Source organism: Pseudomonas sp. LBUM1669 (assembly GCF_059695705.1).
Genome location: NZ_CP166784.1, coordinates 5,545,229 through 5,559,795 on the forward strand (window position 1 = coordinate 5,545,229; position 14,567 = coordinate 5,559,795).

The following is a 14,567-nucleotide window of genomic DNA, read 5'->3' on the forward strand; positions in this document are numbered from 1 at the left end:
ACCGAGGCGCGCCTTTCGCGAGCAAGCCCGCTCCCACATTGACCGCATTCTTTCTGGAAGAACTCGGTCACCTGTGGGAGCGGGCTTGCTCGCGAAAGCGGTTTAACAGGCGCAGCGTTTAATCAAGGCTTACGCTTACGCGGCCCGGTATTGAACACCGGCACTTTTCGCACAGGTTTGATCGAAGGCTCCGGCGCCGAAGCATCCCCACTCTCAACCCACTTACCCAGATTGCGTTTACCGCCACCGGAGGTCTTCGGCTTCTTCGGTTTTTTCGGCTTCTTCACCACTTGGCCGCTGGCATCGGTATCCGGCACCCGGTGCTCAGGCTCGAAGTCATGCTCCATCTGGCGAGGCAACGTCTGACGGGTCAACGTCTCGATGGCCGACAGCAGATTCACTTCATCGGCGCACACCAGCGAAATAGCCTGCCCGGAGGCACCCGCACGTCCGGTACGACCGATCCGGTGGATGTAGTCCTCTGCCACGATCGGCAGATCGAAGTTGACCACCAATGGCAGATCCTCGATATCCAGACCACGGGCCGCAACGTCGGTGGCCACAAGAATCTGCACTTCACTGGCCTTGAAACGGTCCAGCGCACGCTGACGGGTTGCCTGCGGTTTGTCGCCGTGGATGCCGTCGGCATTGATGCCCAGGCCCTGGAGTTTTTCCACCAGCGCGTCCACCCCATTGCGGGTTTTGGCGAACACCAGCACCTGCTTCCACTTACCCTTGCGCAGCAGGTGAACGAACAGCTCCGGCTTGCGCTTCTTGTCCACCACCACGACCCATTGCTTGACGGTACTGGCAGCGACGTTGCGCGGGCTGACTTCGATGCTCAGTGGATCGTTGAGCATTTGTCCGGCCAGCAAGCGGATCGCGTCGGAGAACGTCGCGGAGAACAACAGCGTCTGACGTTGCTTGGGCAGCACGCGGTAGATATTCCCCAGCTCCTCGGAGAAACCCAGATCAAGCATGCGATCGGCTTCGTCCAGAATCAGGGTTTGCAGCTGATTGAACTTGAGGGCCTTCTGGCGATACAGGTCGAGCAAACGACCCGGCGTCGCTACCAGCACGTCAACACCCTTGCGCAGCTTCATCATTTGCGGGTTGATGCTGACGCCGCCGTACACCGCGTAAGTGCTCAACGGCAGGTTCTCGGCGTACTGACGCACAGCTTCGTGAACCTGCTCGGCCAATTCGCGGGTCGGCACCAGGATCAGTGCGCGCACCGAGTTAGACGCCACTTTCGGCCCTTCCATGGCCAGCAATTGCAGGAGCGGCAGCGCGAAACCGGCGGTCTTGCCAGTCCCGGTCTGGGCGGCGGCCATCAGGTCGCGACCGGCCAGCACCGCCGGAATGGCTTGCGCCTGAACCGGCGTCGGGGTCTGGTAGCCGAGCGTCTCGAGAGAGCGCAGCAAGGGTTCGATCAGGCCAAGGGTGGCGAAAGTCATGGGATTACCGTAGGAAAATTCAGCGCGGGTTTTTCAAAAAAAGTGTGCAAAACAAGATGCAATGGCGCGCAGTTTACCCTAATTCACGCTCGACTCTGTCTGCACCACGGCAGCAGGTCGTTCCGGAGCCCGGCGCCACTGCGGCAAACCGATCAACACCACGGCGCTGATGATCACCAACATGGCCAGTGCTTCTTCGATCCCGATGGTCTCGCCGACAAACACGATCCCCAGCAACACCGCCACGGCCGGGTTGACGTAGGCATAACTGGTGGCCGCCGCCGGCCGCACGTTTTTCAACAAATACATATAAGCGTTGAAAGCGATGATCGAGCCGAAGAAGGTCAGGTAGGCCAGGGCCGCCCAGCCTTCGATCGGCGGCATGGCTTGCAGATGCTCGCCGCTCAGCGCACTGCCGATCAGCAGCGCTACACCGCCCACCAACATTTCCACGGCACTGGCCATGGCGCCCTGGGGCAACGGCAAGTGTTTGCTCCAGACCGAACCGAAGGCCCAGGACGCTGCCGCGAATATCAGCAACACGGCACCCAGCGGGCTCGATTGCAAGTTGGAACCGAGGTTGAGCATGGCAATGCCGATCAGCCCGAGCACAATCCCGGCCCATTCGAGACGGGTATTACGCGCGCCCCAAAAATATCCGCAGAGCAAGGTAAACAGCGGCACCGTCGCCACCGCGAGCGCAGCAACCCCGGAGGCGACCCCCGTGTGTTCAGCCACGCTGACCGCGCCGTTACCGCACGTCAGCAGCAAGATCCCAATGATCCCCGCGGCTTTCCACTGCGTCCAGGTCGGTGCCGGTGCCCCGCGCCAGCGCAGGAAGGCGTACATCAAACTCCCTGCGATGACAAAGCGAATACCGGCGAGCAGCAAGGGCGGCCAGTACTCCACGCCGATACGGATCACCAGGTAAGTCGAGCCCCAAATCACGTACAACGCAAAAAAGGCGGCGATCAACGGCAAGGGAAAACGACGTAAGCCAGGCATGGGCAGCTCGATGACAGGACAATGTGAACCGCTATTTTAGAAAGGCCAACGGCGAAAAATAAGTTACAAAACCTGTTTATAGCGCCGGTACACTTTTCAAAACACGGAGATCAGCGCTATAAACCGTGCTTTCGAAAGTCAGTCATTTTTCAGGTATACGACGATGGATAAATACGACCGCATGCTCCTCGGCGCCCTGCTGGAAAACGGTCGTGCGTCCTACGCCGACCTGGCGCGCAAGGTGAACCTGTCCGCCCCGGCCGTGGCCGAGCGCGTGGCCAAACTCGAAGCCAGTGGGGTCATCACCGGTTACCAGGCCAAAGTCGACATGGCCAAGCTTGGATTGCCGATCCAGTGCGTGATCGAACTGCGCCTGAACCAGCATGGCAACCAGAAGGCCTACGACGACCTGATCAAAATCCCACAACTGACGGAGTGCCACCGGGTGACGGGTGATCCGTGCGTGATCATGCAAGCGGCGGTAGGTTCGATGCCGGAGCTGGAAGAGTTGATCAACCGAATCGCCAAGTTCGGGTTCAGCAAGACGTCGATTGTGCTGTCGAGCGCGATAGAGAAGCGCGTGCCGTTGGGGCAGTTGGAAAGCAATGGTAAGTAGCGATGCGGATGACGCCTTCGCGGGCAAGCCTCGCTCCTACAGGATTTATGCCGGCCGAATGAACACTGCAAAACCTGTAGGAGTGAGGCTTGCCCGCGAAGAGGCCCGCCAGAACACCACAAATCCTAAAACCCGCGATGGCGCTTGAGGTGTTCGTTGATCTTAGCCGCCGGCACCTTCTGCAAGCTGACCAGCAGATCATGGGACAACTCGCGCAACCCATGCTTGTGCTGCAGTTCCTGGACCAGATGCTCCGTCAGGTTGGCCGCCATTTCGGCATCGGCCATGGCCCGGTGAGCCTTGCCGGTGTTGGGCAGGCTGGCGAAGGTGGTGAGGGTGCCGAGTTTGTGGTTCGGCGCGGCGGGCATCAGGCGGCGGGCGAGTAGCAGCGAGCAGGCGAAGTTTTGCAGGCGGGTGCGCTTGATGCGGCCGAGTTCGAAGTCCCAGAACTTCTGGTCGAACGCGGCGTTGTGGGCCAGCAGCGGTGTGATGCCGACGAATTCGTTGACCTCGTTCATCACCTGCTCGGCCGAGGGCGCGGTGCGCAGCATGGCGTTGCTGATGCCGGTGAGCTGCTCGATGAAGGCCGGGACGCGCACGCCGGCGTTCATCAGGCTCTGGTAACGCTCGACGATGCGCCCCTGTTCAAGGATCACCACGGCAATTTCCGTGGCCCGGCAGCTGCTGCTCGGGGAGATCCCGGTGGTTTCAAAGTCGATGACTGCTATGCGTTCCAAACCTGTTTCAACTCCGTAAAAATCAATTCTTGAGCAGCAACGCGCCTTCGATCGGCACGTAGCGGCTGGCGGCGCGGATCAGCGAGTTGGCCGTCAGGCCCGGCACGCCGTAGGCCACCGCTTGCACGCCGTGCTTGGTGATGATGCGTTCCAGCAGCATGTCGAAATCGCCGTCGCCGGAGGCCAGCACCACTTCGTCGACATGATCGGCGGCGTCCATGATGTCGAGGGTGATGCCCACGTCCCAGTCGCCCTTGGCCGAGCCGTCGCTGCGCTGGATGTAGGGTTTGAGCTTCACGATGAAGCCGAGGTTGCGCAGGATCTGCTGGAATTGCTGCTGTTTGCTGTCGCCGCGATCGATCGCATAGGCATAAGCCTCAACGATCTCGCCCTGTTTGCTGATATCAGCCCACAACGCGGCGTAGTTGAAGTGGCAACCATAGGCCTGACGCACGGTGTAATAGAGGTTTTGAACGTCGGCGAACACTGCGATTTTTTTCACCGTGCATCCTCTTTGGCGCAGTCGCGCGCAGGCTGGGTCAGGCACCAGGCCCGAAAAGTGGCCCAGTATGCCAGCCTGAAGGATTGTTCCGCGAATAATCGGCCCGAAGCATCTTGGAGCCTCGGACGAATGGCGACCTGTGGCGAGGGAGCTTGCTCCCGCTGGGTCGCGCAGCGGCCCCAAAGAAGGACTGCTGCGCAGCCCAGCGGGAGCAAGCTCCCTCGCCACGGGCTCAGTGTTACACCTGTAACGTTGAATCAGACGAAGGAGTCGTCGTCGCCGCCGAAGAACGATGAGTTGTCATCGCTGTAGTCGGCGTCGGCAAAGCCGCCCTGATCACTGGAGTTGTCAGCCACGCGCTGATCGTCGCCCGAGCCGTTGTCACCGCTCTGATCGTTGACCTGAGCCGGCTCTTCCTTGATGACTTCGACGACTTCCTGCGGTTGCTGATTGCTATGGAACAGGCTGCTGATGCCTTGCGCCAGCATCACGCCACCGGCCACACCGGCGGCGGTTTTCAGTGCACCACCAAGGAAACCACTGCCAATCCCAGGGGCTTGCTGTTGCGGCGCGTAATTCTGCTGCGGCGGTGCGGCACCGAAGTTCTGTAGCTGTGGCGGCTGCGAATTGAACGACGGCCGCCCCGGCTCACGCCATCCACCATTGGAGGACGGCGCGCTTTGCGTCGCTGCAGGCTGCGGATCACGGGAACCGCCGCCAAAGATGCTCGACAGGAAACCACCGCTGGCAGGCGCCGACGGCTGTGCCTTGGCCGATTGCAGTTCGGCCTGCAATTGCTGCACCTGCTGAGCGAGTTGCTTGTTCTGCGCGTCGAGGCTTTTGATGGCCGCTTCTTGAACCAGAATCGCCTGGGTCATGAAATAGCCTGCCGCCGGTTGGCGAGTCAGGTGCTCCTTGATCCGCGCCTCAGCCTGGGCGTCGCGCGGGGCTGAGTCCGTTTCGGCCTGTTGCAGCCGGGAAAACAGTCCATCGATCAGGGTTTGTTCTTCGCTGTTCATGGCGACCTCGTAGATTGCCGGGAATATCGTCGCCCTCATCCACTGCGGATAAGGTGCTCTCCAGTAATGGGGCTGATACAGGATGTTTCAATGACCTTTACCGAACGTTTACGTTTGCGCCCCAAAGGGCTTCATCGGTTAAAGTGGGCCACCGCTTTCAACCTGCGATACCGACTGATGAATTCGTTCGATGTACTGCGTGACTCTCTGTATTTCTTCAAGCGCAATCTGGGCCAGATCGTGCGTCTGTGCCTGCCGCTGGTGATCTTCGAAGCGCTGTTGCAACAGGTGGTCGATCGGTCCACCGAGCCGGACAGTTTCCCCGGCATCAGCGTGATGGTCGGCTTGTTGGTCTATCCGCTGTACACCGCCGCACTGATCCTGTTTCTCGATGCCCGCAGCCGTGGCGAATCGCCAAGCACCCGCGAGTTGCTGTCGAGGTCGGCCTACCTGTGGCCGCGCTTCGCACTGCTCACCGCCCTCAACACCTTGCTTATCCTGATCGGCCTGTCGCTGTACTTCCTGCCGGGCATCTGGCTGATGGTGACCCTGGCATTCGGTGAGTACCTGCTGGTGCTGCGCGGCCTGGCCCCGTTGGCGGCGATGAAAGAAAGCCTGCGCCTGACCCGTGGCCATTTCCTGCGCATCCTGGTGTGCATCCTGTGTGTGATGGGCCCGTTGTGGGTGCTCAAGGGCGCGACCTTTGCGATTTACCCGGAGCCGCAGAACCCGGTGATTTCGCTGCTGATCGACAGCGCGCACAGCTTCCTGCAACTGTTCACCAGCGTGGTGCTGTTCCGGTTGTTCATGCTGATTGCCGATGCGCCCGAGAAAATTGACGGGGCGCTATGACCCATGGGCTTAACCCCGGCGCTCGGTTATGCTCGGGCTCAACTTTTGTAACGCTATAAGCCGAGCCATGACCCGTCTACTGCGCTACCCCCTGCTGGGCCTGCTTATCGCGGCGGGCCTGATTGCCTTGCTGATCTACAGCCTGACCTGGCGTCCCGGTGCCAAGGAGGCCCTACCGGTCAGTTGCAACGCCCAGGCACCGACGCTGGTGCCTGGTCAGGCGCTGAAGGTGATGACCTGGAACGTCCAGTACCTGGCGGGAAAACGCTACGTGTTCTGGAATGACCTGGCGGCCGGCAATGACGAAAAACCCACGCCCGAAGACATGGCTTTCAGCCTCGATGAAGTGGCGCGGGTGATTCGCGACGAGCAACCAGACATCGTGCTGTTGCAGGAACTGGATGACGGCGCCAAGGCCAGCGATTACCAGAACCAGTTGAAGTTGCTCCAGGAGCGGGTCGCCGACCTTTATCCATGCAGCGCTCACGCCTTCGACTGGAAAGCCGATTTTGTGCCGCTACCGCACATCTTCGGCAGCGTCGGCCGGCAACTGGCAACCCTCAGCCGATACCAGATCGAACACGCCGAACGCCTGCAATTGCCGGTCGCGTCGGCCAACATCATCAGCCGTCAGTTCAAACCCAAAAACGCCTTGTTGGCGACTTACCTGCCGTTGAGCGACGGCGGGCAGATCGCGGTGCTCAATACCCATCTGGACCGCGTCATCCAACCAGATGAAACCCTACTGGCACAAGTGACCGCCGTGGCCAAGGTGCTCGACAAATTTGAAAGCCGCAGCACGCCGTGGTTGATCGGTGGCGACTTCAACTTGTTGCCGCTAGGCCAGTATCGACGCCTGCCCGACGAACAACGCACGCCCTACTCCGTCGACAGTGCCTTGCACGTGCTGTGGGACAAATACCCGATGATCCCGACCAACAACGAAGCCAGCGGGATCGACCGGGCGCGGTGGCTGACCCACTACCCGAATGATCCAGGCTTGAACGGCCCGGACCGGACGGTTGATTACCTCTTCTACAGCCCGCGGATCAAACGGGTCGAGGCCATGGTGAGGCAGGACGATACCTTGCGGATCTCCGATCATTTGCCGGTGATAGCGCGGTTCCTGCTGCCCGCCAACTGATGATGCACAACCTGTGGGAGCGGGCTTGCTCGCGAAGGCGATTTATCATTCAACATTAATGTCGACTGACCCACCGCTTTCGCGAGCAAGCCCGCTCCCACAGGGGATCGCACATCAGCCTCAATGCTCTTCCTCCAGTTCGTCGTGCAATAACCCGAAGATCTTGCGCTTCATGTCGATAAACGAGCGCTCCATGACCATGTCCAGATTGCGCGGGCGTTCGATCGGCACGTCCAGAATCTGCTTGATCCGCCCAGGTTTGGCGCCCATCACGTAAACCCGATCCCCCAACAGAATCGCCTCGTCAATGTCATGGGTCACGAACAGCACGGTCTTCTTGCTGTTGCCCCAGACCCGCAATAACAACTGCTGCATTTGCAGGCGGGTCTGGCTGTCGAGCGCGCCGAAGGGTTCGTCCATCAAGAGGATTTGCGGGTCATTGGCCAACGCCCGGGCAATCGCCACACGCTGCATCATGCCGCCGGACAGCTGCTTGGCGTAGTTGTCGGCGAACCCCGTCAGCCCCACTTCATTGACGTAGTAATCGACGATCTCCTTGCGCTGAGCGGCCGCCATGCCGCGCCGTTTGAGGCCAAACTCGACGTTCTGCCGCACGGTCAGCCACGGGAACAGCGTATAGCTTTGGAACACCATGCCGCGATCTGCGCCCGGCCCTTGCACTTGCTGGCCGCCGACGTAAATCTCGCCTTCCGTGGGCTCGTTCAGGCCGGCCGTGAGGTACAGCAAACTCGACTTGCCGCAGCCCGACGGCCCGACCAGCACGGCGAATTGTTGATCCGGCACTTCGAACGACACCTGCTCCAGCGCGGTGAACATACCGCCGTCAGGTTTCTGATAGCGCAGGCTGACCTTGTCCACTTGCAGCCGTGGCGCGGCCTGCACCGGGGCGGTCGTGGGCGTGATGAAACGCGGGTTGACGGCGCTTACTGAGCCCATGCGGCAATCCTCAGTCGGAGAAAACGGAACAGTTGATCGGTGACCAGGCCCAGCAGGCCGATGATCGCGATGGCCAGGAAAATCACATCCACTTGAAAGCCGCGCATGGCTTTGAGGCTCAAGTAACCCAGGCCACTGGACGCGGCGACCAGCTCGGCGACCACCAGGTAAGTCCAGGCCCAGCCCATGGTCACACGCAAGGTATCGAGCACACCCGGCAACGACGCCGGGGCGATCACATGCAGCACCGCATCGCGGCGGGTCGAACCCAAGGTGTAGGACGCGTTGATCAGGTCCTTGGAGATGCCCTTGGACACGTCCGCGATCATCACCAGTTGCTGAAAAAACACACCGAATATGATCACCGACACCCGCTGTTCCAGACCGATGCCGATCCACAGAATGAACAGCGGCACGAACGAGGTCACCGGCAGATAGCGGATGAAATTGACCATCGGCTCAAGGAACGCCTGGACGATACGGAAGCTGCCCATCAGCAACCCCAGCGGCACCGCCACCAGCGACGAAACAATGAAACCGACCATCACCACTTCGAGACTGGCCCACACGTGCAGGCCGAGGGTGCCGTCGCGGCTCAGGCGCACGGCGGCTTCGGCCACCGCCCCCGGTGTCGGCAAGAACATGCCCGGCACCACGCCGCCATAAGACAACCCGGCCCACAGGCCGATCAACAACACCCAGGCCAGGCCGCTCGCGCTCCAGATCACCTGCACCGGCAGAGCGGTCTTGGGCGTGATGCAGCGGCTCAGCCATGAATTGCGCTTGAACATGCGAACCTCCTACAGCGGGCTGACGAAGCGGTTGTCGATCAGGTCGTCATTGCTGACGTTGTAGGGTTTGCCCTGCAATTCGCTGGCGGTTTCGTTGGCCAGTTTGATCAGCTGTGCGCTATCGCCCGGTTTGCCCGGCGAGCCCAGGAGTTTTTCGCTCATGGCTTGATCGTAGAAGCGCACGCCTTGCGCGGCGGCGGCCAGCTCCTTCGGATCGGCGAGGTAACCGCCAACGCCCTTGGCCATGATTTTGTAGGCTTCTTGCGGATGATCCTTGGTGTACTGCACCGCTTTGTAGAGACCGGCGACCAAGGCCTTGACGTCTTCCGGTTGCTTTTCGATGACCGTGCAGTTGAGCGCGACCACGTCGACAATCACTCCCGGCGTGCTGCTGCTGTCGATCAGCACTTTGCCTTGTTGCTTATTGCGGACCATCGACAGGTGCGGTTCCCAGGTCACGGCGGCCGGCACACGACCGGCGATGAACGCGGTGGCGGCGTCATCAGCCGTCATGTTCTGCACGGTGATGTCGCTCATGCTCATGCCGTGTTTTTTCAGCAGGTACGACAGCCAGAACTGCGAGGTCGACCCTTCGTTCACCGCCACCGCCTTGCCCTTCAGTTCTTGCAGGCTCTTGACGTCCTTGCCGACCAAAACACCGTCGCCACCATGGCTGTCATCCAGTGCAGCCACTGCCTTGAAACAGAATTGCGGACGGTATTTCAGCACTTCATCGATGGTCGACGCCGAGCCCGACAATTCGCCCGAGGCTTGCGCGGCCATGTACATCGAAGCTTCTTCGACGACAGGCAATTCGACGGTCAAGCCGCCTTCCTTGAAGTAGCCCAGGTCCTGGGCGAGATAGAGGGTTCCGTAGCCGACCCACGTGGTGTGGCCGATGGACAGGGTGCCGGCCTGGGCGCTGGTGGCGACCGTGGCGGCGATGGCGGTGATCGCTAGTGGATGAGCGAAGCGGGTAAGCAAGGACTTGATCATGGAGCACTCCCAAAGCTGTTGATTTAGTTTTGATGGGCAGTACGGCCAGCGACCCTGGAAATCAGCTGTCACCTGCGGTCTCTGGTGGACCTTTCGGTGAGCAGCATCGGGCTGACTGGCGAAGTCGATGTTGGACCAGGGGCGGGAATAGGAAAATTAGGAAATATGTCGAGGCGAGCGATGAAAAAACTGGGTAGCGTGCGCCGTTAAAGGGCGGGGTAGGCGGGCGTGCACGGGGTGGGTGCAAAACATGAAATATGTGTTGAATCGGCCATAGCATTCGCGGGCAAGCCTCGCTCCTACAAGGTTTATGTCGTCCTCGGAATCGGGCACGACACATATGTCGGCCGCGGAAATTGGGAACGATACATAACCTGTAGGAGCGAGGCTTGCCCGCGAAGAGGCCCGCAAGAACGCTACAAGATTAAAGTCGGCCGTATTCCTGAGCCGTCCGATCAACCGCTTTCAAGGTCTTGCCAACCAGCTCATCGATTTCCTCACGACGGGCAATCAACGCCGGCGCCATGATCATCCGCCCCAGCGTCGAACGAATAATCACACCCTCTTCAAAGCCGATCGTGCGGCAACGCCAGGCGATGTCGTTCTCGTTGGCAAAGCGCTTGCGGCTGCTTTTGTCCTCCGCCAATTGCAACGCCGCCACCATGCCGACACCCTGAATATCACCCACCAACGGGTGATTGCCGAACACCTCACGCAGGCACTGTTGCAGGTACGGCCCGATGTCATCCTTGACCCGCGTCACCACGCCCTCATCGCGCAACGCCTTGAGGTTGGCAATCGCGACCGCTGCCGCCACCGGGTGTCCGGAGTAGGTCAGGCCATGGGCAAACACCCCGCCCTGCTCCACCAGTACCTGAGCCATTTTCTTCGACAGAATCAACCCGCCCATGGGGATGTAACCGGAGGTCAAACCCTTGGCGATCGACAGCGTGTCCGGCTCAAAACCGAAGTGCTCGTGCGCGAACCATTCGCCGGTGCGACCGAAGCCGCCGATCACTTCATCGGCGCACAACAGCACATCGTATTTGCGGCAGATCCGCTGAATTTCCGGCCAGTAACTTTCTGGCGGAAAGATCATCCCGCCCGCGCCCTGGAACGGTTCGGCGATAAACCCGGCGACCTTGTCAGCGCCCAGTTCGAGAATCTTCGCTTCCAGCTGCTGCGCCGCCCGAAGGCCGAATTCGGCCGGGGTCAGGTTGCCCTCGTGGGCGAAAAAGTACGGCTCGTCGATGTGTTCGATGTCGGGGATCATGCCGCCCATTTCGTGCATGAACTTCATGCCGCCGAGCGCCGTCGCTGCCAGAGTCGAACCGTGGTAACCGTTCCAGCGACCAATCATGATTTTCTTCTCGGGCTTGCCGAGAATCGTCCAGTAACGACGCACGGTGCGGATCAGCACCTCGTTGGCCTCAGAGCCGGAGTTGGTGTAGATCGCGTGGCTGTAGTGCCCCGGCAGCAGGCTGAACAGCAGCTCAGAGAGTTCGATCACCTGCGGGTGGGTGGTGTGGAAAAACATGTTGTAGTACGGCAGTTGCTCAAGCTGTCGGGTCGCCGCCGCCGCCAGGTCCTTGCGCCCGTAACCGAGGTTGGTGCACCACAACCCGGACATGCCGTCGAGGTAACGCCGACCATCGTTGTCCCACAGGTGCAGACGCTCGCCACGGACCATCACCCGCGGCCCTTCGTCGTTGAGCGCTTTTTGGTCGACGAACGCGTGGATGTGGTGCGCAGCGTCGGCGGCCTGGTAGTCGCGGGTTTCACGTGGTGTGGTCATCGCCAGTTCTCCGTTTTGTTATGAGCGGCTGTTATGAGCGCAGCTGAAACCAGGTGGTCTTCAACTGGGTGTATTTATCGAATGAGTGCAGCGACAGGTCGCGGCCAAAACCCGACTGCTTGCCACCGCCGAAAGGCACGGTCACGTCCAGGGCATCGACACTGTTGACCGACACCGTGCCCGCTCGCAATTGCCGCGCCACACGGTGGGCGCGGTTGAGGTCGTCGGTCCACAGCGAGGCGGCCAATCCATAGACGCTGTCATTGGCCAGTTGCAAGGCGTGGGCCTCGTCATCGAACGCCGTGACCGCCAGCACCGGGCCGAACACTTCATCGCGAAACAGCGGCATGTCCGGGCTCACACCGGTGAAAATCGTCGGCTGAATGAAGTTGTCGGACCCGTTGAAGATCGACTGCCGACCGCCGCACACCCTGGTCGCGCCCAGGCGTTCGGCCTGCTGGATGAACTTCATGATGCGCGCGGTCTGTCGGCTGTCGACAATCGCCCCGGCGCTGCTCGACGGGTCCAGCGGATCACCCGGTTGCCAGCGCTCGGCCTGTACTTTCAGGCGCTCGATGAATTCGTCATGAATCGAACGCTGCACCAGTAACCGTGAGTTGGCCGAGCACACTTCGCCCTGATTGAAGAAGATCCCGAACGCGGCTTTCTGTGCAGCCAGATCCAGGTCCTGACAATCGGCGAATACCAGATTGGCGCTCTTGCCGCCGCACTCCAGCCACACCTGTTTCAGGTTCGATTGCGCCGAGTACTTCATGAAATATTTACCGACTTCGGTGGAGCCGGTGAACACCAGGCAATCGACGTCCGGGTGCAAACCGAGGCCTTTGCCGGTCTGTTCACCGAGGCCCGGCAGCACGTTCAGCACGCCCGGTGGCAGGCCGGCCTCCAGCGCCAGCTCGGCCAGACGCAACGCGGAAAACGGTGATTGCTCGGCGGGTTTGAGGATCACCGAGTTGCCCGCCGCCAACGCGGGTGCGAGTTTCCACGCGGCCATGTCCAGCGGGAAATTCCATGGCACCACGGCGGCGACCACACCCAGCGCTTCGCGGGTGATAGTCGCCAATACGTTCTGCGCGCTCGGGGCGATCTGGTCGTAGAGTTTGTCGAGGCTTTCGGCGTACCAGCGAAAAACCCCGGCGGCGCCCGGCACGTCGATGTTGTAGGCATCCATGACGGGTTTGCCCATGTTCAGCGAGTCGAGCAGCGCCAGTTCCTCGCGATGGGTCATGATCAGATCGGCCAGGCGCAACAGCACTTGCTTGCGCTCACTCGGCGACCGCGCCGACCAGGTTCCGGCCTCGAACACGTGCCGCGCATTGCTTACCGCAGCGTCCACCTCTTCATCACCGCAAGCGGTCACGTTCGCCAGACGCTGGCCGGTGGCGGGGTTGATCGCCGTGAAGGTCTGCCCCGACTGCGCCGAACGGGGTTTGCCGTCGATCAGGGCCTGATCGGGAAACCCCAGCGCAGCGGCTTTGTTTTGCCAATATGCAAGCTCGAACACGTTCAGATGCTCCATGGGCTTTCTTGTGGATTGGATGGTGGCCCAGGCCTGTGTCGAGGAAAAATAGTAAAAATGTCTTCGCAGACCATGAAAAAACTGGGCAGCCGATCTCCCCGGTGACGCGGTATGTGGTTATTGTTCAAACACAACAACACCGTCGTCAGAACGGATGCAGTCGGCGCAAAATTGCCTGGATGTCGAGTCCATCCACCCCGAGGTTTGCCGTGGCTGCCTACAACCTGCGTCAATTGAAGTACTTCATCACCACCGTCGAATGCGGCAGCGTCGCCGAGGCCTCGCGCAAGCTGTACATCGCCCAGCCGGCGATTTCCACGGCGATCAAAGGTCTGGAAGACAGCTTCGGCGTGCAACTGCTGATCCGCCATCACGCCCAAGGCGTGTCCCTGACACCGAGCGGCGCGCGCTTCTATCGCAAGGCCCAGGAATTGCTGCGCATGGCCAAGGAGTTCGAACAGAACGCCCTCGCCGACAACGACGTGGTGGCCGGACAAATCGATATCGGCTGTTTCGAAACGGTCGCGCCGTTGTACCTGCCGCAACTGATTGCCGGGTTCTCGGCGCTGTACCCGGGGGTGAAAATCCGCATCCGCGACGGCGAGCAGCAAGAGTTGGTGCAAGGCCTGACCTCGGGCACCTTTGACCTGGCGATCCTCTATGAGCACGAACTCGACGCCACGATTCAGACCGAACCGCTGATGCCGGCGCAACGGCCTTATGCGTTGCTGCCGGCGGATCATCGCTTCGCCCAGCTCAAGCAAGTGTCGCTGCGCGATCTGTGCCTTGAGCCAATGATTCTGCTGGACGTGCAACCGAGCCGGACTTACTTCGTCAGCCTGTTCGAAGAACTGAACCTGTCGCCGAACATTGCCTTCAGCTCACCGTCGATCGAGATGGTGCGCGGGATGGTCGGGCAAGGGTTCGGCTTCTCGATCCTGGTGACGCGGCCGCATTCGGAATGCACCTACGACGGGAAGAAAGTGGTGTGCGTGGATATTGTCGAAGAGGTCACTGGTTCAGGGCTGGTGGCAGCGTGGTTGAAGCGCGGGCAGTTGACCAAACCGGCGCAGTTGTTTGCTGATTATTGTCGGGAGCAGCTCACCGCGAAGGCCACAACAAGAACCTGAGTCAGGTGAAACTGTGGCGAGGGGGT

General features: G+C 60.6%; 14 protein-coding genes. 4 read left to right on the top strand and 10 right to left on the bottom strand.

Annotated features, from left to right (window positions below; genetic code table 11):
- Positions 1-122: 122 nt before the first annotated feature.
- Positions 123-1,457: an RNA helicase RhlE1 gene (gene rhlE1 / locus ACA051_RS25760; protein WP_497372418.1), complete on the bottom strand. Its 1,335-nt coding sequence runs from the start codon at positions 1,455-1,457 to the stop codon at positions 123-125.
- A gap of 78 nt (positions 1,458-1,535) precedes the next feature.
- The gene (gene yedA / locus ACA051_RS25765) at positions 1,536-2,462 is read right to left on the bottom strand and encodes a drug/metabolite exporter YedA (protein WP_497305652.1); all 927 of its coding nucleotides are present in this window, start codon (positions 2,460-2,462) and stop codon (positions 1,536-1,538) included.
- A gap of 163 nt (positions 2,463-2,625) precedes the next feature.
- Between yedA and ACA051_RS25770 the strand changes: the two genes are divergently transcribed.
- On the top strand, positions 2,626-3,078 hold the full coding sequence (locus ACA051_RS25770) for an Lrp/AsnC family transcriptional regulator (protein WP_497372420.1): 453 nt from the start codon (positions 2,626-2,628) through the stop codon (positions 3,076-3,078).
- Positions 3,079-3,203: 125 nt separating this feature from the next.
- On the opposite strand, the gene ACA051_RS25775 is transcribed toward ACA051_RS25770, so the two are convergent.
- The 3 genes from ACA051_RS25775 to ACA051_RS25785 form a co-directional block, all read right to left on the bottom strand.
- Positions 3,204-3,815: a 3'-5' exonuclease gene (locus tag ACA051_RS25775; protein ID WP_497305658.1), complete on the bottom strand. Its 612-nt coding sequence runs from the start codon at positions 3,813-3,815 to the stop codon at positions 3,204-3,206.
- A gap of 22 nt (positions 3,816-3,837) precedes the next feature.
- A complete protein-coding gene (locus tag ACA051_RS25780) occupies positions 3,838-4,317 on the bottom strand; it encodes a LabA-like NYN domain-containing protein (RefSeq protein ID WP_010467410.1) in 480 nt (159 codons plus the stop codon).
- 257 nt (positions 4,318-4,574) lie between these two features.
- Positions 4,575-5,336: a DUF2076 domain-containing protein gene (locus ACA051_RS25785; protein ID WP_497372422.1), complete on the bottom strand. Its 762-nt coding sequence runs from the start codon at positions 5,334-5,336 to the stop codon at positions 4,575-4,577.
- A 177-nt stretch (positions 5,337-5,513) separates the two neighbouring features.
- Here ACA051_RS25785 and ACA051_RS25790 point away from each other — a divergent pair, with 177 nt between their 5' ends.
- Complete coding sequence (locus tag ACA051_RS25790) at positions 5,514-6,188, top strand: YciC family protein (protein WP_497310667.1); 675 nt, start codon at positions 5,514-5,516, stop codon at positions 6,186-6,188.
- A gap of 67 nt (positions 6,189-6,255) precedes the next feature.
- Positions 6,256-7,332, top strand: coding sequence for an endonuclease/exonuclease/phosphatase family protein (locus ACA051_RS25795; RefSeq protein WP_497372424.1), 1,077 nt, complete (start codon positions 6,256-6,258; stop codon positions 7,330-7,332).
- 120 nt (positions 7,333-7,452) lie between these two features.
- Here the strand turns inward: ACA051_RS25795 and ACA051_RS25800 are convergent, their stop codons facing one another.
- The 5 genes from ACA051_RS25800 to ACA051_RS25820 form a co-directional block, all read right to left on the bottom strand.
- The gene (locus ACA051_RS25800; protein ID WP_497372426.1) at positions 7,453-8,289 is read right to left on the bottom strand and encodes an ABC transporter ATP-binding protein; all 837 of its coding nucleotides are present in this window, start codon (positions 8,287-8,289) and stop codon (positions 7,453-7,455) included.
- On the bottom strand, positions 8,277-9,080 hold the full coding sequence (locus ACA051_RS25805) for an ABC transporter permease (RefSeq protein ID WP_497372428.1): 804 nt from the start codon (positions 9,078-9,080) through the stop codon (positions 8,277-8,279). The genes ACA051_RS25800 and ACA051_RS25805 overlap by 13 nt, the downstream gene beginning before the upstream one ends.
- Before the next feature lie 9 nt (positions 9,081-9,089).
- Complete coding sequence (locus tag ACA051_RS25810; RefSeq protein WP_497305667.1) at positions 9,090-10,076, bottom strand: ABC transporter substrate-binding protein; 987 nt, start codon at positions 10,074-10,076, stop codon at positions 9,090-9,092.
- A 424-nt stretch (positions 10,077-10,500) separates the two neighbouring features.
- On the bottom strand, positions 10,501-11,871 hold the full coding sequence (locus ACA051_RS25815; protein ID WP_497305669.1) for an aspartate aminotransferase family protein: 1,371 nt from the start codon (positions 11,869-11,871) through the stop codon (positions 10,501-10,503).
- A 31-nt stretch (positions 11,872-11,902) separates the two neighbouring features.
- Positions 11,903-13,396 carry an aldehyde dehydrogenase gene (locus tag ACA051_RS25820; protein WP_497372430.1) on the bottom strand — a complete coding sequence of 498 codons (1,494 nt, stop codon included), beginning with the start codon at positions 13,394-13,396 and terminating at the stop codon, positions 11,903-11,905.
- Positions 13,397-13,620: 224 nt separating this feature from the next.
- Here ACA051_RS25820 and ACA051_RS25825 point away from each other — a divergent pair, with 224 nt between their 5' ends.
- Positions 13,621-14,541, top strand: coding sequence for a LysR substrate-binding domain-containing protein (locus tag ACA051_RS25825; protein ID WP_497305673.1), 921 nt, complete (start codon positions 13,621-13,623; stop codon positions 14,539-14,541).
- Positions 14,542-14,567 lie beyond the last annotated feature (26 nt).